The following is a 25,440-nucleotide window of genomic DNA, read 5'->3' as shown; positions in this document are numbered from 1 at the left end:
TGCTTTTTTTATTCTTTCATAATGTCGGCCCAATCTTTCATTCCATCTAAAAACTTTTTAGATTTCAAATGAATACCCACATACTCATCGTAGATACCATCAATAAATAAACGTATCTTTTCTTTCATCTCTCTTTTAACAGATATTTTCTCGAGTTGATCTAAAGATATTTCCTGAAAGAGATTAACCAAATAAAGAACGTTTGGATCCAGATGTAAGCGACGCATATCCTCATCAAAATGATTTTTGCAAAGGCAAGCGTTGAATTTATAGGAATAATCAAAAGGACCTTGCTTACTATGGCAAAAAGCACATTCCGTACAATTTAGAGCAACTCCAAAACGACTTAAAACTTGGATTTCAAAAATATTGGTAATGATTTCTTTATCAAAACCTTGATCCAACAAGTCCATACACTTAATCACGAAAGCATAAAGAGAAGAATCATATTGGTTATCCGGAATTGCTGCATCAGCTAGACTAATAATGTAAGAAGCATGAGCATTAAGGAAAATATCCTCACTGATACGCTTATAAGTTACGGCTTCACTTACATCATCAAGAAAGGAAAAACCTTCATCATTGATTGTTCCCATCAAACTTGCAGCTGTAAAGTTTTGTAAACTGCTGGCATATTTAGAACGTGCAAAATTTTTAACAAAAAACATACGCTTGCCAAAAGACTCAGTAAAAATCTTGACCAACTTATCCTTTTCACGATAATTTTTAGTATACAGGACAAGCCCACGGGTTTCAACACTCTTCATTCTTATATTGTAAAGCCAGAGGTCTATCTTTGTCAAGAGACTTATCCTATTGCACCTACAGCTAAGGCTGTTACTCAGATAAGCAAGATAACATTACTACTATGAAAATAGCTTCAACGTCTTTTATCATCTTAATTCGATATAAAAAACAGTCTCTTCTTAAAGATGAGACTGTTTATTTTATAGTGCCCCCTGCAGGGCTCGAACCTGCGACCCATAGATTAAGAGTCTACTGCTCTACCAACTGAGCTAAGGAGGCTATTCACATGTAATAACTTACTTTATTAGTATAGCACTTTCAGTAAAAATTGCAAGAATTTTTGTATTTATTTCTCCCATCCTTCAAGGCTCCATATGAGCTCTTTTAGCGTCTTTTGCAGACCCTAGTAAAAGAGATATGTGAAACAGGTTAAGAAAGCTCACAATGGCATTTTATAGCCTTTTGAGTTAATAACTAAAGATACTAAGAGAATGACTTTATTTGTAAAAAAAATTTATAAATACACAAAAAAAACACTGATTGAATGCCGTATGCTTACTCCAGTATTGAACCCGCCAAGAAGCCAGGTGGGTGTTCTCGCTTCAGATCAGCTGCTCTTACTTTATTCAGAGTCTTAACGCTATCGAATGTCTCTTGAACCCCTATGCAATACAAATATAGTCGGTCAAAAATTTGAGTAAACTCGCACATTCCAGTGCTTTTCTATATACATATACTAACATGTTCCGAGGTCTTTTTCAAGTAAAAGAGTTAGCGGTTTCATCAGTAGTATATAAAATAAAAAAAGACAACCCTTAGATTGTCTTGGGACTGCGGATGTCAGACTCGAACTGACGACATCATGATTAACAGTCATGCGCTACTACCAACTGAGCTAATCCGCAATACTTGGCATCTACCTTATCTCACAGGGGGCAACCCCCAACTACTTCCGGCGTTATAGGACTTAACTTCTGTGTTCGACATGGGAACAGGTGTATCTCCTATGCAATGAATACCAAATATGGGAACACGAGGATTTGAACCTCGGACCCCTGCGTTATCAACACAGTGCTCTAACCAACTGAGCTATGCTCCCTCATATTTGAAATGTTTTTCATACTTTTATAAAAAACAAAGCGGGTGATGAGAATCGAACTCACAACATCAGCTTGGAAGGCTGAGGTTTTACCACTAAACTACACCCGCAAATGGCGCGAGACGGAATCGAACCGCCGACACATGGAGCTTCAATCCATTGCTCTACCAACTGAGCTACCGAGCCAAAAATGTAATTCAACAATTAATTGCGGGAGCAGGATTTGAACCTACGACCTTCGGGTTATGAGCCCGACGAGCTACCTAGCTGCTCCATCCCGCGATAATAAAAAGGAGGATGTGGGATTCGAACCCACGCACGGTTTTACCCGCCTGACGGTTTTCAAGACCGTTCCCTTCAGCCGGACTTGGGTAATCCTCCAAAAATAGTCCGTACGGGATTCGAACCCGTGTTACCGCCGTGAAAAGGCGGTGTCTTAACCCCTTGACCAACGGACCATCTTATTATTGCGCTGTCCTCTCGAACAGTACTTTTCTATTATACACTAATTTAGAAATATGTCAAGAATAAACTGTAGTTTTTCCAAAATAATTTCTTTTTAATTCGTGTTTAGATAGAACTTGTTGAGTGACAACTATATTAGTATACCATATTTTTATTTTTTGTCAAAGAAAAACTCGAATATTTAGATTATAAATATTCGAGTTTAGAAAAAAACAGTCTTATTCGACTGTTTTATCTTCTTTATTTTCATTAGCTGCTTCTTCTTGAGCTTTATTTGCATCTTCAAGGACTTCCTCGAATGATTTTGCTTCTACAGGCTCATTTTCGTGTTCGATAACATCATCCGGCATTTTACCTGTCTTATAAAGAGACATGATTTGTTTAGCATCCAATGTTTCGTATTTAAGAAGGGCAAGCGCAATAGCTTTATGTTGTTCACGGTGAGCTTCGATAATCTCAACAGCTTTATCGTAAGCTTCTTTCGTAATTGCACGGATTTCTTCATCAATAGCTTGTGCTGTAGCTTCTGAGTAAGTTTTTGTTTGTCCGTAATCACGTCCAATAAATACAGCTTGACTGCCTTCGTAACTGATTGTGCCCAGTCTTTCTGACATACCGTATTGTGTCACCATACCACGAGCGATACGCGTAGCTTGTTCAAAGTCATTTGAAGCGCCTGTCGTGATAGCATTAAAGATAATTTGCTCAGCTGCACGGCCACCCATAAGACCTGCAAGGTTTTCTTGCATATCTTCTTTTGAAAGAAGGAATTGATCTTCCTTAGGAAGAGCAATCATATAACCACCGGCGCGGCCACGTGGAACGATCGTAACTTTATGGACAGTATTAGCATTTGAAAGGACCAAACCAACGATTGTGTGCCCTGCTTCATGGTAAGCCACCATTTCACGTTCACGTTCAGAGATTTTCTTGTCCTTCTTAGCTGGTCCTGCAATAACACGGTCTTGTGCTTCATCAATATCTGAAGCATCGATAACTTTTTTATCACGACGTGCGGCCACGAGAGCAGCTTCATTAAGGACATTTTCAAGATCGGCTCCAACAAAACCTGGGGTTTGTTGTGCAACAACTTTAAGGTCAACACTTGAATCAAGGGGTTTGTTTTTCGCATGCACACGAAGTACAGCTTCACGACCTTTAACATCAGGGGCGCCAACAAGTACTTTACGGTCAAAACGACCTGGACGTAGCAAAGCTGGATCGAGAACGTCTGAGCGGTTTGTCGCTGCGATAACAATAACAGAGTTATCATTGTCTTGGAAACCATCCATCTCAACCAAGAGTTGGTTAAGTGTTTGTTCACGTTCATCATTACCACCGCCAAGACCAGCGCCACGTTGACGACCGACAGCATCAATTTCATCAATAAAGATGATTGATGGTGCTGTCTTCTTCGCGTTTTCAAAAAGGTCACGTACACGGCTGGCACCGACACCGACAAACATTTCGACAAAATCAGAACCAGAAATAGAATAGAAAGGAACGCCAGCTTCACCGGCAACAGCTTTTGCAAGCAAAGTTTTACCTGTACCTGGAGGGCCCTCTAAAAGAACACCCGCAGGGATACGTGCACCAAGATCATGGTATTTTTTAGGATTTTTGAGGAAATCAACAACTTCGACAAGTTCTTGTTTTTCTTCTTCTGATCCTGCAACGTCTGCAAAGCGAACTTTTGAAGTTTTAGCGTCTTGTTGCTTCGCTCTAGATTTACCAAAGCTCATTGGATTGCCGGCACCGCCGCCACCACGTGAGCCCATTCCGCCCATCATTAGCCAGAAGAAGCCGACCATGAGAAGCATTGGTAAGATGTATGAAAGAATTTGGATCCACATACCGCTTGTTGAAGCTGGAACAACACTCACTTGGATTCCTTTTTCTTCTGCTGCTGTTTGGACACCTTTAATCACACTATCTGTAGGGATAATAAGCGATTGGAAATTCGTTACTTTAGAATTGTTGCCTGGTAAAAATGGAAGGTTGTTATTACCTTCTACAGGTTTGGGATCCTTGTATTCGCCAGAAACTGTAAACAGACTATCACTAGGCTGCATTTTCAGTGATTTAATATTACCGTCTTTAATGTCACTCATCAATGTAGAGTAGCTGATTTTATCAACGTTAGATTGATTGCCACTAAAGAAAGCATTAATACCGAAAACGATGACGATTACAAGCAAGACCCAACCTAGAGTACTTTTAATAAAGCCTCCGTTTTTATTGTTGTTAGGATTTGGATTGTTCATATTTTCTTCTTTGCCTTTTATTTTTTTATCTCTTAGTTATAGCATACTTACGTATCTTTTGCTATTAGTAAGCCCTATCATGAGCATTTTTCATACTTTGGTATGAGTTTTTTTATTTGTTATAAACTTCTTCTTTTAATACACCGACATAAGGGAGGTTACGGTAGTGGTTATCAAAATCAAGTCCGAAACCGACAACGAATTCATTTGGAATTGTAAAGCCAGTATAATCTGCATCAATTTCCACAACACGTCCTTCTGGTTTATCCAAAAGTGTTACGATTTTAACGGTCGCCCCACGGTGTTCGAGAAGCTCTTTCAGATATTTCAAAGTACGGCCAGTATCGATGATATCTTCAACAATAATAATTTCTCGTCCAGTTACAGGAGTAGCCACGTCAAGAAGCAACTTTACTTCACCTGAAGACTCTGTTCCGCCATGATAGCTTGAAACGGTCATGAAATCCATTTCCAATTGGATATCCATGCGTTTAACTAATTCCGCAAGGAAGGGAACTGAGCCACGTAAAATGCCTAGAAGCAATGGATTTTTGTCTTTATATTCATCAGCAAGAATTTTTCCAAGTTCAATCGTTTTACTCTGGATTTCTTCTTCTGAAATGAGTACTTTTTTTATGTCTTTTTCAAGCATTATCAATATCCTCTCTTATAGTGGGTTTGACCCACAGCGTCCTTTTCATTTTATCATTTTTAAGGGCTTTACTCAAATCTGAAACAGTTAAATCAGTGATAGCATAGATATCTTTCTCAACTAAAATTAAAAGATTTTCGCGCTTTTCTAATGGAACATGTTGTTCAATAAAAAATTTCCGCAATTTTTTATGATGCCCATTTATCAAAATATAATCCCCTGGCTGACGCTTCCTTATTTCAATTTCACCTTCCATTGGAAGATCAACACGCATGAAACTAGCATCTTTGGGATCATTCTCCCTTATTTCGATTTCTTTTTTAGGGAAAGGTTGATTCGGAACAATCATGAAATACTGGTCATTTTTCACAAAAAAATAGGCGCTAGATAATTCCGAACGATATTGCTGCGGACGCTCAATAATCCATAAAAGTTCTGAAAATTTTGCTTTGGAAACCTGCAGGTCAGGGAATTTTTCTAGATATTCTTGAAGGATAAAATGTTGCAAAGCCCTCGATTGTCTGAGAAAAAGTTTGAGATTGATTTCGTCCTTGATAATTTCTAACTCTGCTATCTTATCTTTGATTACTGAAAAAGCCAAGGTAATTTCTTGCGACATACTTACAATTGCCTCAGAAAACTGTGGATTTTCCTGTGTAAGTGCTGGTATATATTGATTACGTACACGATTGCGCAAATAATCCGTTCCTGCATTTGTTACATCCTCAAAATATTCCTCCGCATCAAAATCTGCTTTACTAAAAGTGAGTAAAGGACGAATTAATTCACCGGTACCAAAGGCCTGACGTTCAGGAATTCCGGTCAAATGGCGTAAACGTCGTCCTGTAATTTCGCGCATGAGGACTGTTTCAACTTGGTCGCCTTTGTGATGCGCTGTGACCAAAGCAGTACAGTTTTTATCTGCCATAACTTGACGAAAAAACTCATAACGCATGTTTCTTCCTGCTTCTTCACTGAATTTCTCATCAGAATCATAATGAGCAACTTCCAATTCAATCTGGAGCTCCGTCATTTTTTGCTTCAGTTGTTCTTCTTCCCAATCTGCAACATCGCGTAAACCATAGTTTACATGTGCTGTAAACAACTCAACCTCAAGTTCTTTGCGATAAGTATAAAGCCAATTGAAAAGAGTCATTGAATCTTTCCCACCAGATAAGGCAACTAAAACGCGTCTGTGCTCTTTAAAGAATTCCTTTTGTTGAACCAGTTTTAGAAATCTATTCATTTGAGTACCTCATAGACATCCTTGGAAATTTGAGAAATGATCTTGTCACTACCACCTTTTGTTTCTACCACCAAGATATAAGGTTGATTTGTAAAAACAATAGCTGCATCATGATTGTAAGCATCAGCAGCACCAATTTTATGAGCAACACGAACATTTTTAGGTAAACCTGCCTGTATTTTTACATCGTCAAATTGTGTATCAAATAGAGCATTGAAGGAGTAACCTCCTTCATTATACAGAGCTTCGAGCACTCTTCCGGTCATTTCAGCTGAGGCTTCTCGCTCAACCGGATCCCAAGCTTCCCCTGCGATTTTTGTAATCTCATTTCGAAAAGCTGGAGAAAATTGTCCCGTTTCATAGTAGGCTAAAAGATTGCTTCCCACATTATCCGAGTTTTTTGCTGTCCGATCGATAACTTCTGATAAGGAGTAGCCTTTATTATCAGCTATAACTGGTAGTGTTCCTGTTCCTCCAGCTTCAAATGAACCTTTAAATGTATTAATTGCAGTATTATATAGCAATTTGTCGCTTAAGGTTGCTTGACCTTCATTTAAGCGCTTTTGTGTCCAATACAATATCGGAAGCTTCGATAAACTCGCTGCATACATCTTTTGCTTTTGGTTGACACCTATTGTAAATGAGTTGTCCAGTTGTTTAACATAAATAGAATACTTTGAATCGTCATACTTTTGCTTCAACATCTCTTGAGCCTGAACCATCTTAGGGTCTTCAAACTTCAAGTTTTCCTTGCTAATCCATCCTGTTTGTCCCCCATTAAAGCTAACCTCATAATAAGTGCCCCAATGAGTTGTGGCAACTTGATTGGTAAGCAGTTTTTGACCACCTGAAAGTTTTGTGTAAACTTCCTTGTCATAAGTCGTAAACGGACTATAATAAACTTCAGCTGTCTTTGCTGTATAAACACTTATCTTTTGCTCTTCTTTCTTCAGTAAAACATCTGAACCTATCATTTTCGGATCTGCTTTGACAAAAGTATGATTGGCCAATTCAAACATATTTTCTTTTAAATTTATAATTTCAAGCTGTTTCTGCCTCGGAATTTCCCCGATTTTTTGTGTCATGGATGCATCTTTGTAGGCTATTACTTGAGTAAGCGTCACGGCACGAGAAGGTATGCTTGTATAGTAATTTTCCTTACTTTGTGTTAAGCTTTTTACTTTGGAATCAATGCTTACATTTTGATTCTTCTGCGGCAAGATAAAAAAGGCTGGCATGAGCATTATAATCATTACCAACCAAACAGCTATATTCATTTCATTCTTCAGTTTTTGCATTTTCTAAAACCTTATCAATCATATCGTATGCTTTACTTAAGTCTGCGGTTTTCCAGTGCATATTCTTAATCCACATTGGATTACCACCGTGCAGAAATTCATAAGTTCTTTGGCGTTGGCCAAAAGATTCGCCAGTAATATCCCAAGCTAAATTAAGCAGAAGTGCACAATCCTCTGCCTGAAGCAATGGACTAGTCATACTTGCTTTCAAAAGGTCAGCTATTTCGGAATTTTCAAATTCTCGAAAATCTGGCACGCCAACAATTGAGCCACTAGCAAATTCAGCAATGGCCCGAAGAGCTTCATCATAATACTTTGTTAAACTCGCACGAACGGCAAGTAAAACTTGCATATTTGGTTTTAAGACTTCATTTTCTATCTGCGCAGTATATTCACTCGCCAGAATACTGGATTTAATTATTTCCAAATTTACTGTTAAAGTTCCTAAAATCTCTTGCACACGCAAAAACTCAGTCAAGCCTAATTTTTCTGCTAAGCGTACAGCTAAGCCTGTTACAAATTCTAACTTCACATAGCCGCGAACTTCATCTTGATGTGCCGTATGTACAAAAAAACCTGAACCTTCAAAGAATGCATTCGACAAGGCAACATCACCACAAACAAAAAGACGTTCGTTTGGGATAAAGACATCATCAAAAATGATAAACGCATCCATCTCGTCAAAAGATCCCGAAAGGGGATAATCTTTGAGAGAAAATTCCTCTCGCATTGTGGATTTACGACAGACAATCTTCATACCTTCAGTAGCTAAGGGAACAGAAAAAGCCAGAGCAAACTTTTTATCTTCAGCTGAGAGCCCCGGCAAGTTAAAGACCATTAATTCATCAGCTAAAGGCGCCAAAGTATTAACCTGTTTGGCACCCCGAACAAGCACACCATCTGGACGCTCTTCTTTGATCCAAACTGCTGCAAATTCTTGCCCTTCTTCAAGCAAGGTATTCAAATTTTTCGAACGATCCACTTGAGGATTCTGAATTGCATGGGAAACGAATAAGTCTTTCTCCTTAACACCTTCTCCCCATTTTTTAGCATTTAGTGCATAATTCGTGCGTTGATCTGCTCCTAGAATATCAGCATAATAATCAAGAACAGCAATGCCCGTATCAATAAAATCAGGTGTACGTCCTAGCATCCCAAAGCTTTCACGCGCCACATCCTCATAAATCTTACGTTTTTTGGCCAAATCCTCAATACTTTTAGGTGGAAGAAACATTGTAGGACGCTGAATACCCTTTTCATCATACATATGCCCTGCTTTTTCGTTTTGCAACTCGTAATAACGTTGAATATATTTTAAAGTCCGTGCAAAAACTGGTTCTGCTGTAAAATCTTCAATGCGTTTTCCTTGATAATATACAGCACGTCCGTCATTCAAGTTTCCATCTTTTGTCGTCATAATCTTTTAAGGTTCCCGTTTTTTGTGCTTAAATCTCTCAGCCGATCTTCAGTTTCTTCCAAAAAACTCCCAAAAGTTTCTTTAAAATCTTTTTCGATAAAAGATAGTTCTATTTTTCCATCTTCACGTTCCTTCAAAACTTCCACTTCAATAAGATCGCCTGCTTTAAATTTTATCTGTCTTTTAGGTATATTCGACCACCGTAAAAGACCTGTTTTTGAATCAGAAAAAAGGACAAAAAGTCCAAATTTACTGATTGATTTTATTTTTCCAATCACGGCTCTATCCCACCATTGACAAGTTCTGGAATGCTAAAAACTTTCTCATTTGCTTGGGAATCATCTAATTTAGCACGCGCATATTTTGCTAAAAAGGTTGGATCTTTGAGTTTACTGATATCTGAACTTTTAAGGGCTAAATCGTGGTCCAATGCTGCATTTTTCTGTGCAGCTTGAGCCTCCATTGCAATTTGTTTTTGCAAATTTTGATAAGACTGTACCACACTGATAGTTGCTAAGCTAAAAAGCAACATTGCTCCAATCAAAATAATACCTAGATGTTTCCGTCGAGGTAGAGGTTGGGAGTTTCTTTCTGTTTGTTTAGCATTCGTATAATCATTTTTCAAATGAATAATTTGTTTGTCCATTTTTCCTCCGAAAAATTTATAGCTGAATTATAGTTCAGTATCTGCAGTAATCCGTGTTTCACTCAAAATTTTATACATTTTTTCTGCATCCTCTTTACGCGTGAATTCTTTAAGTTCTAGAACACTTACTTCTACAATCTTGTTTCCAAAGCGAATTTCAATGACATCATCAAATTTAACATCACTTGAAGATTTCGCTATTTTCCCATTGATCTTAATTCGTCCCTTATCAGCAACTTCTTTAGCTACAGGGCGACGTTTTATCAGACGAGAAACCTTTAAAAATTTATCTAATCTCATAGTGGTTATTATAACACACTTCAAGCCTTTTGAAAAATCACTTGAAATTATTTTTAGAGTCGTTAAAGGCTTTTAAATAAAGAGTTTTCTAAAAAAAGAATAATGTTTCATATGAAACATTATTCTTTTTCGTGCTTATCTCTTAATTCTGAAAGTTTTTCAGTAAAATTCATGATTTCACGTAGAAGGACGACATCTTTTCGATTTTCAATTTTAAAACGAAAAGTCATTTTTCCTAGCTTCTCACCCACACTTGCTTTTAAGTTTGTTTCAGACAAAGCTTCAAAATACTCTTGTGGATCGTACATCGTATTGGCTGATTTAGCCATTGTTAGCACAACTTCAAATTTATTTTTTTCGATTTTTTCAACGAGAGCATTATCCGCAAATGTTTTCAATAACCCAATTTCTAACAAGTAGGCAACCTCATCCGGATACTCTCCAAAACGGTCCATCATCTCATCTTGTAGTTCTTCATAGTTTTTTCGAGTATCCACTTGGCGAATACGCTTATAAATCTCAATTTTTTGTCTTTCATCACCGATATAATAACTTGGAATAAAAGCATCTAAGCCAAGCATAATTTCCGCATTGGTCTTCGTCTTAATCTTATCGCCACCCATGCGTTTATGGACTGCTTCTTCAAGCAATTGCGAGTAAAGTTCAAAACCAACCGAATCAATAAAGCCAGATTGTTCTGCTCCCAGCAAATTTCCTGCGCCTCGAATTGAAAGATCACGCATTGCAATTTTGAAACCTGAGCCAAGTTCTGTAAAGCCCTTGATTGCTTCTAAACGCTTTTCTGAAACTTCAGATAAGATTTTTTCTGGTTTATACATAAAGTAAGCATAAGCAACTCGACTGCTTCGGCCCACGCGCCCCCTTAATTGATACAGTTGCGATAATCCCATCATATCGGCATTTTCAATAAAGAGCGTATTGGCATTTGGAATATCAACCCCTGTTTCAATAATCGTCGTTGCCACTAAGACATCATATTCATTATTTATAAAATCCATCAAGGTATTTTCTAATTGAATTTCTGTCATCTGTCCATGAATATAGCCAATTCTTGCCTCAGGTATCAACTCTTCCAGTTGGGAAACTTTTTGCTCAATACTGTCTACTCGGTTATGAACGTAGTAAACCTGCCCACCACGCGAAATCTCCCGAAGTACCGCATCACGTACAACTCCATAATTTGTTTCCATTACATATGTTTGGACAGGATAACGGTTTGTTGGTGGCGTTTCAATGACTGATAAATCACGAATACCTAACATTGACATATGCAAGGTTCTCGGTATAGGTGTTGCGGTAAGTGTCAAAACATCAACCTGTGTTTTTAATTCTTTCAAACGTTCCTTGTGTTTGACACCGAAGCGCTGTTCCTCATCAATAATCATTAAGCCCAAGTCAAGAAATTCGACATCCTTGGATAAAAGACGATGGGTACCAATGATTAAGTCCACGCGTCCTTTCTTTAACTTATCCAAAATCGCCGTTTGTTGAGCCTTGGTTTGGAAACGACTCAAAACAGCAATGTTTACACCAAAGTTTACAAAGCGTTCCATAAAGTTATTATAGTGTTGTTCCGCTAAAACAGTGGTTGGTACTAAAACGGCGACCTGTTTACTGTCATTAATTGCTTTAAAGGCTGCACGCATTGCAACCTCTGTTTTCCCAAAGCCAACATCTCCCACTAATAGTCGATCCATCGGTCGCTCAAGTTCCATATCCTTTTTGATTTCACTAATTGAGCGCAACTGGTCTGCAGTTTCTGGGTAAGCAAATCCATTGTCAAATTCTTCCTGGTTAACATCATCCACAGAAAAAGCATGACCTTTTAAAGCTTGTCTTGCCGAATACAGTTTGATCAGGTCCTCAGAAATATCTTCGACTTGTTTACTTACAGACGACATCGTTTTACGCCAACGGCCATCATTAAGCTTATTTATCTTGGGAGTTTTTCCCTCTGCATCAGAGTATTTACTTAATAGATTCAGATGGTCTACTGGAACTGATATCGTATCACCATTTTGATATTGAATCGTCAAGTAATCACGATGCATTCCTGATACTTCAATGGTTTGAATACCTAAGTATTTCCCTATCCCGTGATTTTTATGTACAACGTAATCACCAACTTCGAGTTCGTTGTAATCTTTTAGACGTTCTGCATTAGTGATATTTAAACGCCGTGTTTTTTTCTTTCTTGCTTTACCAAAAATTTCTGACTCAGTAATAACAACAAGTTTCTCATCAATAAAATTAAAACCATTGTTAAGATTTAATTTCAAAAGGTTTATTTTTCCTTTTTGGATTTCATCAATGGACACCATTTGAAGCTCTAAATCTAGTTTCTGGAGCTCCGAACGTAGTTTCTCAGAAGACACAGCCAAAACAACTGTAAAACCCTGCTTTACAAACCTGTCAACTTCGGTGTAAAAGAGTTCCATTTGCCCAAAGAACTGCTGCATCGAATGTTGATTAAAATTATATAAAGCATCAAACTTTATATTACCTAAGCCTTTTTGAAAATTCGAGAAAAAACTTGCCGGTTTGTGAGAACGTAACTTAGAAATAACATCTAAAAGATAGGTTTGTCCTTCAAAAGAGCGTCCCATACTTTTTTCCGAAACAATAAATTCTGCAAGTTCTTGTTCTGTTTTATTATTGGCTTCGTTAATTTTTTGAAAATCATCAATAAAGATTTGAATATTTTTCGGAAAATAATTCAAAAGAGAGGCTGGCTTTTCGTAAAAATATTCTGCAAACTTGCGTAACTCTTTATGATAGTAATGATTTTCCGCTGCTGCAATCACTTCTTCAAAATAAGATTGAGCTGTAGGATCGGTTACATTTTGTAGCTGAGCACTTAATTTTTTTACACCTTGCTCAAATTCCCAAGGCATTAAAATAAAATCGCTCGCCGGATATATTTCTACTTGATCCATATTTTCGTGCGAGCGTTGTGTCTCACTATCAAATGCACGAATCGTATCTACTTCGTCGCCAAAAAATTCCAGTCTTAAAGGTTGAGCTGCATCGAGTGGATAAATATCCACGATATCGCCACGTTGTGAAAACTCTCCAGGTACCATCACACGCTGTGTCTTCTCATAACCGGCGCTGGCTAATATTTCGAGTAGACTTGTCATCTCAAATTCATCACCTTGAGTCAGGAGAAGGTAGTTTTCTTGAAAATTATCAGGGTGAGGCAAGAGCGAACGTAAAGCCATAAAAGGAACGACCAAAAATCCTTTTTGCTGTGTATCAAGCAGGAAATTTAGAGCTTCAAGACGATAGGCTGTCCGGTCTTTACTTGCTATTGCAAATTCAGCATAGACATTGTCATCTGAAAAAAATTGGTAAACCTTCTCATCTTCAACAAGATTAGTCAGTTCATCATAAAGTTCGTTTGCGTGGTATTGATTATCAGTGACAATCACGTACTTATCCGGATTATTCTCATAAGCATTAGCCATAACCATCGCCTGAGCAGTTCCAGATAGACCGGTTAAAAGCGTACGCTCTGCTTTTGCAAAACTTCTCTGCCATGATTGTAAATCGTGGTTTTGATCAAAAAATTCGTTTATCTTCATTGTCCGTTAAATTTATTCATTGCTTGTGAAAAATCATTTGATTCAATATAGAATTTAACTGCCTCTACAGCCTTGTTTATGCCGTCCTGTGCAATTTCTACATTTTCTTTATCAAATTTAGATAAGACATGTGCAACTACTGTTTTTCCATGTTCTGGACGTCCAATCCCAATTTTTACTCGGTTGAACTGCTCTGTTCCTAGATGAGTGATTGTTGATTTTATTCCGCGTTGACCACCTGAAGAACCTTTTTGACGCAGTCTCACGCGTCCAACAGCCGAGTCCATATCGTCAACAATAACCGTCAAATCTGCTGGATCCAGATTATAGTAAGTCAACAAAGGTTGGATGGCACGTCCTGATTCATTCATGAAGGTTTGCGGTTTTACTAGAAAAACTTTTTCACCATTAACGAAAGTGGAAGCAACTTCAGCCATAAAGGTTTTTTCCATGCTAAAGTTTACACCATAGTCTTTTGCAAGTAAATCAACAGCCATAAAGCCCATATTATGTTTGGTTTGCTCATACTTGTCGCCAGGATTTCCTAGCCCTACAATCATTTTTGTCATTTTTCTCCTCTTTCCCAAAAATAGCAAAAGGCTGATTCATACAAATCAGCTCTTTTTAGTTATTGTAAAACTTTTTGGCTCATAGACTTAAACGCTTGGGGAATTATCTTACACGTTAAAGCGGAATTCCATGATATCGCCATCTTGTCCCACATATTCTTTACCCTCTTCACGTAAACGTCCTGCTTCTTTAACAGCCTTTTCACTACCATATTTCATCAAATCATCATAAGACATAGTTACAGCACGAATAAATCCTTTTTCAAAGTCACTATGAATGACTCCTGCCAATTGAGGAGCTTTCATGCCTCGCTTAAAGGTCCAAGCACGCACTTCTTTTTCGCCAGCTGTAAAATATGTGGCAAGTCCAAGTAAGTGATAAGCTGCTTTTGTCAATTTATCAACACCAGATTCTTCTAAACCGAGTGCTTCAAGAAACTCTACTTTGTCCTCATCATCAAGTTCGGCAATTTCTTCTTCAGCACGTGCTGAAATAACAACAACCTCTGCATTTTCAGTCGCTGCAAATTCACGAATTTGTTTCACATATTCAATGTCATCTGGTGCACTTACTTCATCTTCACCTACATTAGCGACATACAGGACAGGTTTTGTAGTAAGTAGGAATAGCTGTTTGACAACTTTTTGATCTTCTTCATCAAATTCTAATGTTCGCGCAGATTTTCCATCTTCCAAAACTGGCTTGATTTTAGACAAAACGTTGAATTCTGCTACCGCATCTTTATCCTTAACCGTACGTGCGACTTTTTCAACCCGCGCATAGCGTTTGTTTACGGATTCTAAATCGGCCAAAATCAACTCTAAATTAATTGTTTCAATATCTGCCAATGGATCAACAAAAGAATCCTCACGGTTATTTTCGCGCATCACGTTTTCATCATCAAAAGCACGAACCACGTGTACGATTGCATCAACCTCGCGAATATTCGCAAGGAACTTATTACCCAAACCTTCACCTTTAGAGGCACCTTTTACAATACCTGCAATATCTGTAAATTCAAAAGTTGTAGGAACAGTCTTTTTAGGTTTGATTAATTCTGTGATTTTAGTCAAGCGTTCATCGGGAACTTCAACCATACCTACATTAGGCTCGATGGTTGCAAAAGGATAGTTTGCTGCTTCAGCACCCGCTTTTGTAATTGCATTAAAAAGAGTAGATTTTCCGACATTAGGAAGGCCGACAATACCTGCTGTTAAAGCCATATTTATTCATTTCTCCGTCAAATTTTATAGTCATCCAATTATACCGTAAATCATGAAAAAAGACAAAAAAGCATATTCTATCAAGGTTTTTAAAAGCCCAAACAAAAAGTTGTGACTACATTGTCACAACTTTTTTTATTTTTTTATTGAAATCATTACGGTTCATCATAACGACATGATCACAATTCTTACATCGAATTTTGATATCTGCACCCATTCGAATTATTTCCCAACTGTTTGCTTTTTTTCCCGTTGATTTGATTGTACAAGCATGTGGTTTCTTCATTTCAACAATTGATCCTAATTGATAGTCTAACATTTTACAACCTTTCTACGACGACTTTTTGAGGTCCACCTAATAAAATCAAATACTTGTCAACTTGGTTGACATGATAGGCCTTCCTTAAAGCATCTGCATAGAGTTCCATCTGAACTTCATAATTTTTCTTGATTTCTGCAATCTGCGCTTGATTGCGAAAATAATCCGTTTTATAGTCAAACAAGATAATCTTATCTTCAAATTTTATAAAGCCATCACATATTCCTCGAACAATATATTGTTCTTGTGCAACTTCATCTGTTTTCAACATAGAAAAAGGTGCTTCCTTGGTTGTACGCTCCACGTTATCAACCAGGACTTTACCAAAATCTGTGTCAAATAAAGTCAGAATTTTGGGTAAATCAATTTTGTTTTTCACTTCATCCAGAAGGTCCATCTGATCCAAGGTTTGTTGGAAGTCGAATAAGTTTGGTCGTGAAAAATCTGCATATTGCATAAAACTATGGGTAGCAGAACCTATTTCGGCAGCTGTAATTTTATGTTGACCAAAATCCAACATCTCCAACTGTTTTACACGTTCATACTCACTTGATGGTAAAACATTTCCCAACTCTAATTGCTTTTCATAACTTCTTTTTTTTACTTGACTGGGAGTTTGAATGCTTGAAAGCTTCGTTGCTGCTACCTTTGGATATTGATAATCTAATATAGCACGCGCTTGTTTTACATCGGATAAGCTGTCCATTATTTTATCAAATTTTTTCGCGTCTTCTGCTAATTTTTTAAAGTCAGGATAAACTGTAAACTTTTTATCAACTCCTTGTAAATCAGCAGCCTTGATTACTTTAAAATTCATCGGTAACTTATGTGCTTTTTGAAGAGCTAACAACCAATGTTGGTAGCCATTCGCAGCTTGACGATATTTAAGAGGTAAAATGCCTTTTTCTAATTTCGTTTCCACATATTTTTCCAGATCTTTTGGTTTGATTTTACCGACCATATAGAGTTTTTTCTTCGCTCTTGTAAAGGCGACATAAAGAACACGCATTTCTTCTGAAAGCATTGCATTTCGCTTCAAATCCTTATTGACGAGATACGGTAAGGTTTCCATTTTAACCAAAGCATAGGGGAAATCGGTCTCTACAGCTGACTCATTTTTTAAATCAGCAGTATATTTCATTCCTAAGCCATTTTCCCGAGTAAGTATCACCGAATCTCTTAGATCTTTCTGGTTGAACTTAGTTTGTAAATTCATGAGAAAGACAACATCAAACTCTAACCCTTTGGACTTATGAAAAGTCATTACTCTTACCGCATTTTGTGGCAACTTAATATTCACAGAAGCAAGGTCGTTGTTTTGTTCCATAAATTTATCAATCATCTTGATGAATCGGAAAAGACCTTTATAGCCCGAACTTTCATAGGATTCAGCCCTTACTGAAAGAGCATGAAGATTGGCTTGACGCATCTCACCATTTGGTAGCGCTCCAACATAGTCCAGATAAAAAGTTTCTGTGTAAATCTTCCATAGAAGTTCATGGATAGTGACTTCATTTACAAGTTTACGCCACCCTGTAAACCTCTCCAAAAAGGTATCAATCTTTGTTTTAAGGGATTTGTCTATCAGCTCTCCATCACTAAGCTGCAACTTCTGCCAAAACCGGGTATCAGAACCAGCATTCAAACTAATCCTTGTAAGATCATCCTCTGTAAAGTTAAACATTGGTGAGCGTAAGGTCGCCACTAAAGGAATATCATAGAGCGGATTATCTATAGCACGCAAGATATCCAAAATTAAGGTTACTTCAAGAGATTTTAAAAAGTCAACGCGCCCCTCATCCAAAACGACTGGAATATCGTAAGCTTTTAAGATATCTTCAATTTTATTATTTTGAGATTTGGAACGTACCAAAAGAGCGATATCTTTATATTCTAAGTTCTCGTCAGATGCTATCAGCTCCTTAATTTGTTGAGCAACAACTTTTATTTCTCCATCACTCATTTGTTCTGACTCATCTTCTAAAGTATCTTCTTCATAAAGAAGGAGCTCAGGGTAAAAGTTATCTTCTAACTTCTCCGGATAGTCCATAAGATTCCCTTGGACCAATTCCTCTTCTTTACCGTAGATCATTTCTCCCACTTCTTCGTCCATCAAATGTTTAAATACCTCATTTGTGAAGGAAAGAACTTCACCGCGTGAACGAAAATTTTCTTTGAGACGAATCAGTTGATTAGGATTCGTTTCATCAGCATAGGCCATGTATTTCTTGAGAAAAAGACTAGGATCGGCCAAACGAAAACCATATATCGATTGCTTAATATCACCAACCATAAAAAGATTATCAGAGCCGTCACCATTTTTACTCAGCAACCGTAGCATCGCTTCTTGGACATGACTGGTATCTTGATACTCGTCAATCATGATTTCACTATATTTATTACGATAAGCCGTTGCGACATCTGGATTTTCTTCTAATATTTTAATTGCAAAATGGGCAATATCCGAATATTCAAATGCATTTTCCGAACGTTTTCGCTCCAGATAGACATTATAAAAATATAGAACAAATTTTTGAAGGGTTTCAGCCAAAACTTTTGCTTCAGGTTGATATTTTTCAATCGTTGACAAATGTTTTATTTTTTCTAAAAAATCTCTCACAAGACCTGGAGCAGTCTTGGTTCCTATCACAGACTTAAAACTTTCTGCTAAAATTTCATCTTTCTTTAATGACCAGCGCGAAAAGTCAAGAGATCTAAAAATTTCCGTAAATTGAAGATAATCTCTCCGAGCTAAACTAGAAAGAAGATGTTCTTGATTATCCACTACGATCTGTGCTTTTTCTAAAGTTTTCCCCGTAAGATTTTTTTCCGTCAGAGATTTCTGTAAATCTAAAATAAAGGTTTCGAGTTGTAAGACTACATCTTGTGAAAATGATTCGGGTAAATCAGAGAATTTTTGATAAAAATCAAATCCTTTAAGAAATTCATTTTTTAACCAATTTTCAGGACTTTCTGTTGCTGAAGCAAAGTTGTAAACCGTGTAAACCACGCTCTGGAAGCCTTTAATATTCCGATCTCTTGAAAAATTTTTTACCAGCTTTTCAAAGGTCTTTTTATCTATTTTTGCTATCTCTTTGATTTCTGATTGTTCTGAAAGATATTGCTCGACCAGATCATCAAAGACTTCTTGCTTCAAGAGATCACTCTCTGTCTGATCTGCTAGAATTCTAAAGTTTGGATCAATATCTACACGATTAAAATTTTCTCGTAACAATTTCTGTGTAAAGCTATCCATTGTACCAATGTCTGCATGAGGTAGTTTTTGTAATGCCAGTTTAATCCTTTGTTTTTCGATACTATCTTGAGATTTATAACTTGCTTTCTTTAGATCTTTTTCTAAACGCATGCGTAATTCTGCTGCCGCTTTTTTAGTAAAGGTTGAAATAAACAAGCTCTCAATATCAATGCCATTTTTTATTTTTTCAACAATCCGGTTCGCCATGACAAAAGTCTTTCCTGATCCAGCACTTGCTGAAACGAGTATATTATGTCCTTGGCTATGTATTGCTTCTTCCTGTTCGGGTGTCAATTTTACTTCAGTCATTTACTGGACCTCCTTTCAACTCTTCAAGAATCTCTTTGCGACTTTTTTGACCGACTTCACGGGCATAATCATTCATATGCCTGCTTGCTTCAAAGCGACAGATTGATTTTAAAGGACAATAGCGACATCCGTGTACATTACCAGATTTATCGATACCTTCTTTAGTCATGACTGGGTTAATCGCTATCTCTCCCTCACGCAGTCGTTCTCCCGCACGAGCATAATGACTTTCGTTGAGCTTGATAAGGCCTTCAAACTCCTCTTGACTATAGACATTATTTCGATTAATGTTAACAACGTCAATTTCCTGATTTACTTTATCCTTATACTCTTCCAGAATAAGACCTTCATAGCGCATTTTTTTAGCTAATAAGGCAGCTATTTCTCCTAAATAATCTACATCAGAAAGGTTGATGCTTTCGTTTTTTAACTGCAGGTAAAGAGCGCCCCAAAGCTTTTGATCAGCATTCATTTGCTTGAGGACATCTAAATAAGTAAGAAACTGTAAACTTGTTCCATCATAAGCTGACGCAAGATCAAATTTATGCTGACTAGATTTATAATCAATAGCACCAATACTATCATCAAAAAATTGATCAATTCTATCAATCCTTCCACGTAAATTAATATTGTCTATAGAAAAATTACCCAATTCACTTTGTGGTAAACCAAAAGCACTCTCGGTTGCTAAAGTCTTCATCTGAGCATTTTCCAAGCCTTTTTTCAAAACAACTGCAGTTTCCTTGACGATTTCTCCAAGATTTGTCCATGTAAATTGTGCTGTTGCATCTTGGGTGAAATAGCGGGCATAGGAAGTGTCAACATCACGTAAAACACTTTCCAAGTGATCATCGAAATTTTCGCTGGTCAAGTTAGGATTATCTAGGAGCTTTTCAAAAACTTCATGAAAGAAATTACCAACGACTTTTGAATTCAAATCTATATTTTCAAAACTTTCTAATCCTAAGGTCTGTTCTAAAAAGTACTGGTACTCGCAATTATAAAAACGTTCAAAACTACTCACAGAAGCATGGATTTTATCCTTGTAAATTTCTTTTACAGTCTCAGGATCCAAGGATACAGGGGCTATATCTTGATCAAGATTATAAATCAAACGTTGAAAATCCGGATTTTCTTTAAGAAGAATACGGAATAAACTGGACCAAAAACTACGTTTATCCTCTACCCCATCGATTTCCTCTTGAGCAAGTAGATGTTCAATTTTCCCAATATTTGTAATGAGAGAACGTGTATTCCCTATATGCGTTACAGTTTCCAGAAGATTAACTGAAGAGACTTCACGTTTAACACTTTCTCCTGCTTTTGTATGTTCAATAAATAACTGCAATAATGCCGAGCTATCATCTTGCGCATTCGCATAAATTTGAGGTGTCGAAAGTACGAGCTTTTCTGTTGCTGAATTGACCAAAGAGACACTTGTAAAGGTATTCTTACTAGAGTTTGTCACATTTAATTGCTCAATAAAACGAAAATCATCATGAGATACATTTTGATTAATAATCGCACGTTCTTCATCCGAAAGTAAGCTAGAATTTTTCTTGATTTTGGGAAAGTTAGCCATTGTCAGACCAATAGCATAGATATACTTATTGGTTCTTGCTTCCACCAGTTCATAGTCTTTTACATTGACAACATCAACATTTGCAGGAATTTGGCGATATTTCGCACCTTTCAACCCAGCTAAGATTAACTCAAGAAATTCGAGCACTTTCATCTTTTGCTCAGCAAAAACGGCCTGAAATTCCTTCAAATTAGAAAGCAGTAATTTCCAAACCTGTTCGTATTTATCTGCCAAGACATGATTTTCTTCAGCTTCAGCTTGATTATAAAGTAGATTCATATTCTCAAGAACATTGCCATTTTGGATAAAATGTTGAAATTGTTCAAGCCACTTGGCTCCCGTTTTTTCTGAACTACCTGTCAAAAACTTTTGAAGAGCTGAGGATTCACCAAGCATCTCTTCTCTTAAAGTTTCAACCTGCTCTAATTCTAAAAATTCACTTTCTTCAAAAGCAGTGGCAAATTTCTTTCTGCCTCGAATTTTATACTTGTTCACATAGTATTCAAAGTAATCTAAGGCATCTTGGCTAAAGTTTACACCACTGTAAACTTTGCTTTTAAGGAGATTGACCACATCATTCGTACGGTAATTGTTCTTTTTTATTGCATAAAGACTTTCTAAGAAAATTATCAAGGGATGCTGACTCATTGCTTCTTCCTGAGCATAGAAAAAAGGAATCTCATACAAATCAAAGATTTCTTGAACTGGTATTGCGTAAGCTTCCACATTACCAACCAATACCGTAAAGTCTTTAAATAAAGCGCCTTGAGCTATCTTTTGACGAATTTCTTTAGCAACGGCTTCGATTTCTGCCATCTGGTTTTCTGCTTCCCAGATTTCAAAATGTTCTTTATCTTTAGACTCTAGCTCAATATTTTCTCTTTCTTGAATAAAATTAGTTTCCAGTTCAATCAAACGTGTCAACTTATCATATACTTTATCTGGTTTTGTATTCGAAACAGAAGAGATTTGAGCAGAAAACTTATTGCGAAAACGTTGAATCATCTCTAGAGCATTCGTGTAAACCGACAAAGAAAAATCTGTCAACTTATAGTCTGATGAACGAGCATAGGTCCCAATGATGATTTCTGAACCTGCGGAATGAAGGGCAGAAATAAAACTTTCCTCTTCAGCAGTAAACCGCGTATAGCCATCAATAATGATTACCGCCTCATGTAACACCTGATTAAATTTGCCCTCATTTATACTTTGTATAAAATGTTGAAACTCTGAAAAATTAGCATAAGAAAGATTTAATTCATCTTCGAAACGTGCTAAAATTGCTGATAACTCCATATTTTTGGGACTTTCGGGTAATTCTTCACAGGTTAAATTTGCAGTAACTAATTCTGCACGCAAATTCACCAACATTTCAAGAAAAGCTGGTGAACTTTGCAAACTATAATAGAGTGGCAATTCTTCTTTAGAAAAAGACTTCAAAACTTTACGAAAAAGCATACTCAGTCCAGACTGACTGAGTTCGACTTTTTCATCTGTATTTTTTTCTTTACGATCAAAATAATAAGGAAGTTGCTTAAAACGTGTAACTAAGAGGTCAAAAACGGCTGTATCTGCACCTGATGAAATACGCTCTAAAATTTCCTTTTCTTTTTCAAAAGATATTGAAGATGGAACAATATAATAAACTTTTTTCTCTTCTTTCAATGCCTGTTGAGCACGCTCCAAAAGAAATTGAGTTATATCTTGTGTAATTTCAGTATAAATGATTTCCATAAAAAAATAGACCTCACTTTCGTTAAGTCTATTCTAACATTTTTTAGTTTGTTCTGACAGGTGTAATAAGCTGTACGAAACTGTCTGTATCATTTTTAGGAAGAAGTGTAAAAGGACGAACGTTTGAAATGAAACGAATACGAACTTCCGGTTCTTTTATAACACGAAGCGCATCAATCAGATATTGTGGGTTAAAGCTGATTGCAATATCCTCACCGATTTTTTCAATTGCAGTCAACTCTTCATGAACACTACCAACTTCAGGTGAATTGGCTGTTGTAATTACTGAATCTCCTGAAACAGTAAGTTTAACGGTACCATTTGCTGTTGCATTTGATAAGAGACGTGCACGTTCCATTGTACGACGTAAAGCAGCCACATCAAAGACGAGATTTAAGCTATAATCAGCTTCATTAGGTATTAAACGATTCGTATCAGGGTAAGTACCTTCAATTAGACGACTGTAGTAACTGATACGCTCATTACGGAAGAGAATTTGATTATTCGCCAAGGAAATATCCAAATCTTCCTCATCATTAGTAAATACATTTTTGAAACTTTGGATAGACTTACTAGGAAGAACGACATCAAAATCAGAACCGTCATTCTCAAGAGCAAGCAAGCGTTGGCTCATACGATGTGAGTCAGTCGCAACAGCTTTGAGATTTTTCTTATCTGATAAGACCAAATGTACCCCAGTAAAAATAGGACGACTTTCTTGCGTACTTACAGCAAATACTGTTTCTGTAAAAATTTCTTTCAAAAAACCAACATTAATTTTAAGAGGATTTTCTTGTGAAATTTCTTGAATACGTGGATAAATTTCGGCATCCTGTCCTTTTAAAGTAATTTCTGACTTTCCAGAAGTGAGTAGTACTTGTTTTTGTTCTAATTCTTCAAATTCTAAAGTAAGTTCTGGCATTTGACTAACTACACTTTCAAAGAATGAAGCTTCCAATAAGATACTACCAGTACCAAAGATATTCATTCCAGCATCTTTATCACTGGCAGGTAAAAAGTTCTCAATCGAAATTTGACCATTGGATCCTGTTAGTGTAATTCCTTCTGCACTGACTGTAATTTTTAATTTGGTTAAAGCAGGAATAGTAACTTTTGAACCAATCGCTTGTTTAGTAATTTTTAGTGCATTTTGAAAAGCTACTTTGTTAATTGAAAATTTTATCATGATAGTCCTTTTCTTTATTTATTTATATAAATATATTAGTAATAGTAGTAGGTCTTGTGAGTATGGGGATAAGCGCGAAAACATGAACTTTTATAAGTTTTCCACTGTGTATAAGTAGAGGATAACTCAAGGAAATCTTTTGAAGTTTTCCACAGGTCACTTTTTATTGAAACAGTCGCTTGATGGCGTCAATGTCTTTTTGAACATCGATGTCATTTTTCATTTTTTCTGTTATTTGCTTGTGCGCATACATGACAGTAGTATGATCGCGTCCACCAAACTCATTGCCAATAGCTGGAAGACTGAGTGCCAACAATTCACGAATCAAATACATTGCAATTTGTCTTGGAAATGCAATTTCTTTTGGTCGTTTAGGCCCAATAAGATCAGCTGTTGACACATGATAGTATTTTGCAACCTCATCTTGTATTTTTTTGACTGTCAAATTTGACAAAGGTTGCTGCGTATTACTTTTAAGAGAACGCAGAGCTTCACTGGCGGTATCAATATTGACTACCGTTTGGTTGTTTGTTTTCGCAACAAACTCTACACGATTAAGTGCACCTTCAAGTTCACGGACATTTGAGTCAATTTGGCCAGCGATATAACTAAGAGTTTCTTGAGGGAATTCTAAATTACTGCTCTCAGACTTTGTCTGGAGAATGGCCATACGTGTTTCATAGTCAGGTGCTGTGATGTCTGTCGTTAATCCCCATGAAAAACGAGTCACTAAACGCTCCTCAAGTTTATTGAGTTCTTGTGGTATACGGTCCGAAGTGAGAACGATTTGAGCACCACGATCATGAAGAGTATTAAAAGTATTGAAAAACTCGTTTTGGGTACCTTCTTTATCACTAAAGAACTGGACGTCATCAAGAAGAAGTATATCTAAGTTTCGATATGTTTCTTCAAATTTTGCCATCTGTCCTTTACGTGTTGCATTGACATAGTCATTGACAAAAGTTTCTGCAGATACATATTTAACCTTAGAATGCGGATTATCTTTCAAGATTTCGTTGCCAATCGCATGCATCAAATGTGTCTTGCCAAGTCCAGAACCTCCATAAATGAAGAGAGGATTATAAACATCCCCTGGTTTATCGGCAACAGCAAAAGCAGCAGCTTTTGCCCATTTATTACCTTCACCTTGGATGTAGTTATCAAAAATGTACTTTGGATTTAAGCGCGTGAAGTCCGGAGTTGCTAGAGCAGGTGCTTCATCAAATCCATCTTGTTCATTGGTTTCTTGTTCAATTTTTTCTGAAACTTCTTCTTCTGAAAGTAAATTGAAACGAATTGGTCGATCAAAAATTTCAAACCCAGCTGTACTGATTAGTCCTTCCTGACTCCGCCAAAAATCTTTATGAAACTTCGCACCCACGATAATGGTTGCTACATCATTTTCAATTTCTAACAGTTTGGCAGGCTCAATGAAGAAATCATAAGACTGCGGCTTGATATTTTTTTTCGCTAATTCTTTTACTCTCGTCCAAAATTCTTTTTTTTCTTTTTGGAGAGCCAT

The 25,440-nt window shown here is 36.9% G+C and carries 17 protein-coding genes, 8 tRNA genes and 1 rRNA gene; all 26 read right to left on the bottom strand.

Translation table 11 applies throughout. The features are described from left to right. Window positions 1-8: 8 nt before the first annotated feature. The 26 genes from recO to dnaA all read right to left on the bottom strand — a co-directional run bounded on the left by recO (window position 9) and on the right by dnaA (window position 25,440). Window positions 9-767 carry a DNA repair protein RecO gene (gene recO, locus J0J36_RS00130; protein ID WP_019292795.1) on the bottom strand — a complete coding sequence of 253 codons (759 nt, stop codon included), beginning with the start codon at window positions 765-767 and terminating at the stop codon, window positions 9-11. A 186-nt stretch (window positions 768-953) separates the two neighbouring features. Beyond that, window positions 954-1,026, bottom strand: a tRNA-Lys gene (locus tag J0J36_RS00125). A 552-nt stretch (window positions 1,027-1,578) separates the two neighbouring features. Beyond that, window positions 1,579-1,652 (bottom strand) — tRNA-Asn (locus J0J36_RS00120). A gap of 2 nt (window positions 1,653-1,654) precedes the next feature. Next, window positions 1,655-1,770, bottom strand: a 5S ribosomal RNA gene (rrf, locus tag J0J36_RS00115). Between the two features lie 2 nt (window positions 1,771-1,772). Beyond that, window positions 1,773-1,846, bottom strand: a tRNA-Ile gene (locus J0J36_RS00110). A gap of 39 nt (window positions 1,847-1,885) precedes the next feature. After that, window positions 1,886-1,956: transfer RNA gene (locus J0J36_RS00105), tRNA-Gly, on the bottom strand. A gap of 3 nt (window positions 1,957-1,959) precedes the next feature. Next, window positions 1,960-2,032, bottom strand: a tRNA-Phe gene (locus J0J36_RS00100). Window positions 2,033-2,054: 22 nt separating this feature from the next. Next, window positions 2,055-2,128: transfer RNA gene (locus J0J36_RS00095), tRNA-Met, on the bottom strand. Between the two features lie 9 nt (window positions 2,129-2,137). Continuing rightward, window positions 2,138-2,227 (bottom strand) — tRNA-Ser (locus tag J0J36_RS00090). A gap of 5 nt (window positions 2,228-2,232) precedes the next feature. Continuing rightward, window positions 2,233-2,304 (bottom strand) — tRNA-Glu (locus J0J36_RS00085). Between the two features lie 225 nt (window positions 2,305-2,529). Next, window positions 2,530-4,575: an ATP-dependent zinc metalloprotease FtsH gene (ftsH, locus tag J0J36_RS00080; RefSeq protein WP_003133580.1), complete on the bottom strand. Its 2,046-nt coding sequence runs from the start codon at window positions 4,573-4,575 to the stop codon at window positions 2,530-2,532. A 112-nt stretch (window positions 4,576-4,687) separates the two neighbouring features. Further along, on the bottom strand, window positions 4,688-5,227 hold the full coding sequence (gene hpt, locus J0J36_RS00075; RefSeq protein WP_003133579.1) for a hypoxanthine phosphoribosyltransferase: 540 nt from the start codon (window positions 5,225-5,227) through the stop codon (window positions 4,688-4,690). After that, window positions 5,220-6,473, bottom strand: coding sequence for a tRNA lysidine(34) synthetase TilS (tilS, locus tag J0J36_RS00070; RefSeq protein WP_019292432.1), 1,254 nt, complete (start codon window positions 6,471-6,473; stop codon window positions 5,220-5,222). Before tilS ends, hpt begins: the two co-directional genes overlap by 8 nt. Further along, on the bottom strand, window positions 6,470-7,771 hold the full coding sequence (locus J0J36_RS00065) for a serine hydrolase (protein WP_019292433.1): 1,302 nt from the start codon (window positions 7,769-7,771) through the stop codon (window positions 6,470-6,472). Before J0J36_RS00065 ends, tilS begins: the two co-directional genes overlap by 4 nt. After that, a complete protein-coding gene (locus J0J36_RS00060; RefSeq protein WP_153924291.1) occupies window positions 7,752-9,188 on the bottom strand; it encodes a 4-hydroxyphenylacetate 3-hydroxylase N-terminal domain-containing protein in 1,437 nt (478 codons plus the stop codon). Before J0J36_RS00060 ends, J0J36_RS00065 begins: the two co-directional genes overlap by 20 nt. Further along, the gene (locus J0J36_RS00055) at window positions 9,185-9,466 is read right to left on the bottom strand and encodes a S1 RNA-binding domain-containing protein (protein WP_019292435.1); all 282 of its coding nucleotides are present in this window, start codon (window positions 9,464-9,466) and stop codon (window positions 9,185-9,187) included. Before J0J36_RS00055 ends, J0J36_RS00060 begins: the two co-directional genes overlap by 4 nt. Beyond that, window positions 9,463-9,834: a septum formation initiator family protein gene (locus J0J36_RS00050; protein ID WP_019292436.1), complete on the bottom strand. Its 372-nt coding sequence runs from the start codon at window positions 9,832-9,834 to the stop codon at window positions 9,463-9,465. The genes J0J36_RS00055 and J0J36_RS00050 overlap by 4 nt, the downstream gene beginning before the upstream one ends. A 27-nt stretch (window positions 9,835-9,861) precedes the next feature. Next, a complete protein-coding gene (locus J0J36_RS00045; RefSeq protein ID WP_017370095.1) occupies window positions 9,862-10,134 on the bottom strand; it encodes an RNA-binding S4 domain-containing protein in 273 nt (90 codons plus the stop codon). A gap of 119 nt (window positions 10,135-10,253) precedes the next feature. Then, a complete protein-coding gene (gene mfd / locus J0J36_RS00040; RefSeq protein WP_153924288.1) occupies window positions 10,254-13,739 on the bottom strand; it encodes a transcription-repair coupling factor in 3,486 nt (1,161 codons plus the stop codon). After that, entirely contained in the window at window positions 13,736-14,308 is a 573-nt protein-coding gene (pth, locus tag J0J36_RS00035) for an aminoacyl-tRNA hydrolase (protein ID WP_019292458.1), read from the bottom strand. The genes mfd and pth overlap by 4 nt, the downstream gene beginning before the upstream one ends. A 108-nt stretch (window positions 14,309-14,416) precedes the next feature. Further along, window positions 14,417-15,532: a redox-regulated ATPase YchF gene (ychF, locus tag J0J36_RS00030; RefSeq protein WP_153924285.1), complete on the bottom strand. Its 1,116-nt coding sequence runs from the start codon at window positions 15,530-15,532 to the stop codon at window positions 14,417-14,419. 115 nt (window positions 15,533-15,647) lie between these two features. Continuing rightward, a complete protein-coding gene (locus J0J36_RS00025; protein ID WP_153924282.1) occupies window positions 15,648-15,851 on the bottom strand; it encodes a DUF951 domain-containing protein in 204 nt (67 codons plus the stop codon). 1 nt (window position 15,852) lies between these two features. Beyond that, window positions 15,853-19,416 (bottom strand): helicase-exonuclease AddAB subunit AddA, encoded by a 3,564-nt coding sequence (gene addA / locus J0J36_RS00020; RefSeq protein WP_046401206.1) that lies wholly within the window; start codon window positions 19,414-19,416, stop codon window positions 15,853-15,855. Next, on the bottom strand, window positions 19,409-22,732 hold the full coding sequence (gene rexB, locus J0J36_RS00015) for an ATP-dependent nuclease subunit B (protein WP_153924280.1): 3,324 nt from the start codon (window positions 22,730-22,732) through the stop codon (window positions 19,409-19,411). The genes addA and rexB overlap by 8 nt, the downstream gene beginning before the upstream one ends. 43 nt (window positions 22,733-22,775) lie before the next feature. Continuing rightward, window positions 22,776-23,918 carry a DNA polymerase III subunit beta gene (gene dnaN / locus J0J36_RS00010; RefSeq protein WP_153924277.1) on the bottom strand — a complete coding sequence of 381 codons (1,143 nt, stop codon included), beginning with the start codon at window positions 23,916-23,918 and terminating at the stop codon, window positions 22,776-22,778. A 163-nt stretch (window positions 23,919-24,081) separates the two neighbouring features. Next, entirely contained in the window at window positions 24,082-25,440 is a 1,359-nt protein-coding gene (gene dnaA / locus J0J36_RS00005) for a chromosomal replication initiator protein DnaA (RefSeq protein ID WP_206886730.1), read from the bottom strand.

The organism is Lactococcus sp. LG1074 (assembly GCF_017309525.1).
Taxonomy (GTDB): Bacteria; Bacillota; Bacilli; order Lactobacillales; family Streptococcaceae; genus Lactococcus; species Lactococcus petauri.
Note: the sequence above shows the minus strand (reverse complement) of the source record. Positions and strands in the feature narration are given on the sequence as shown.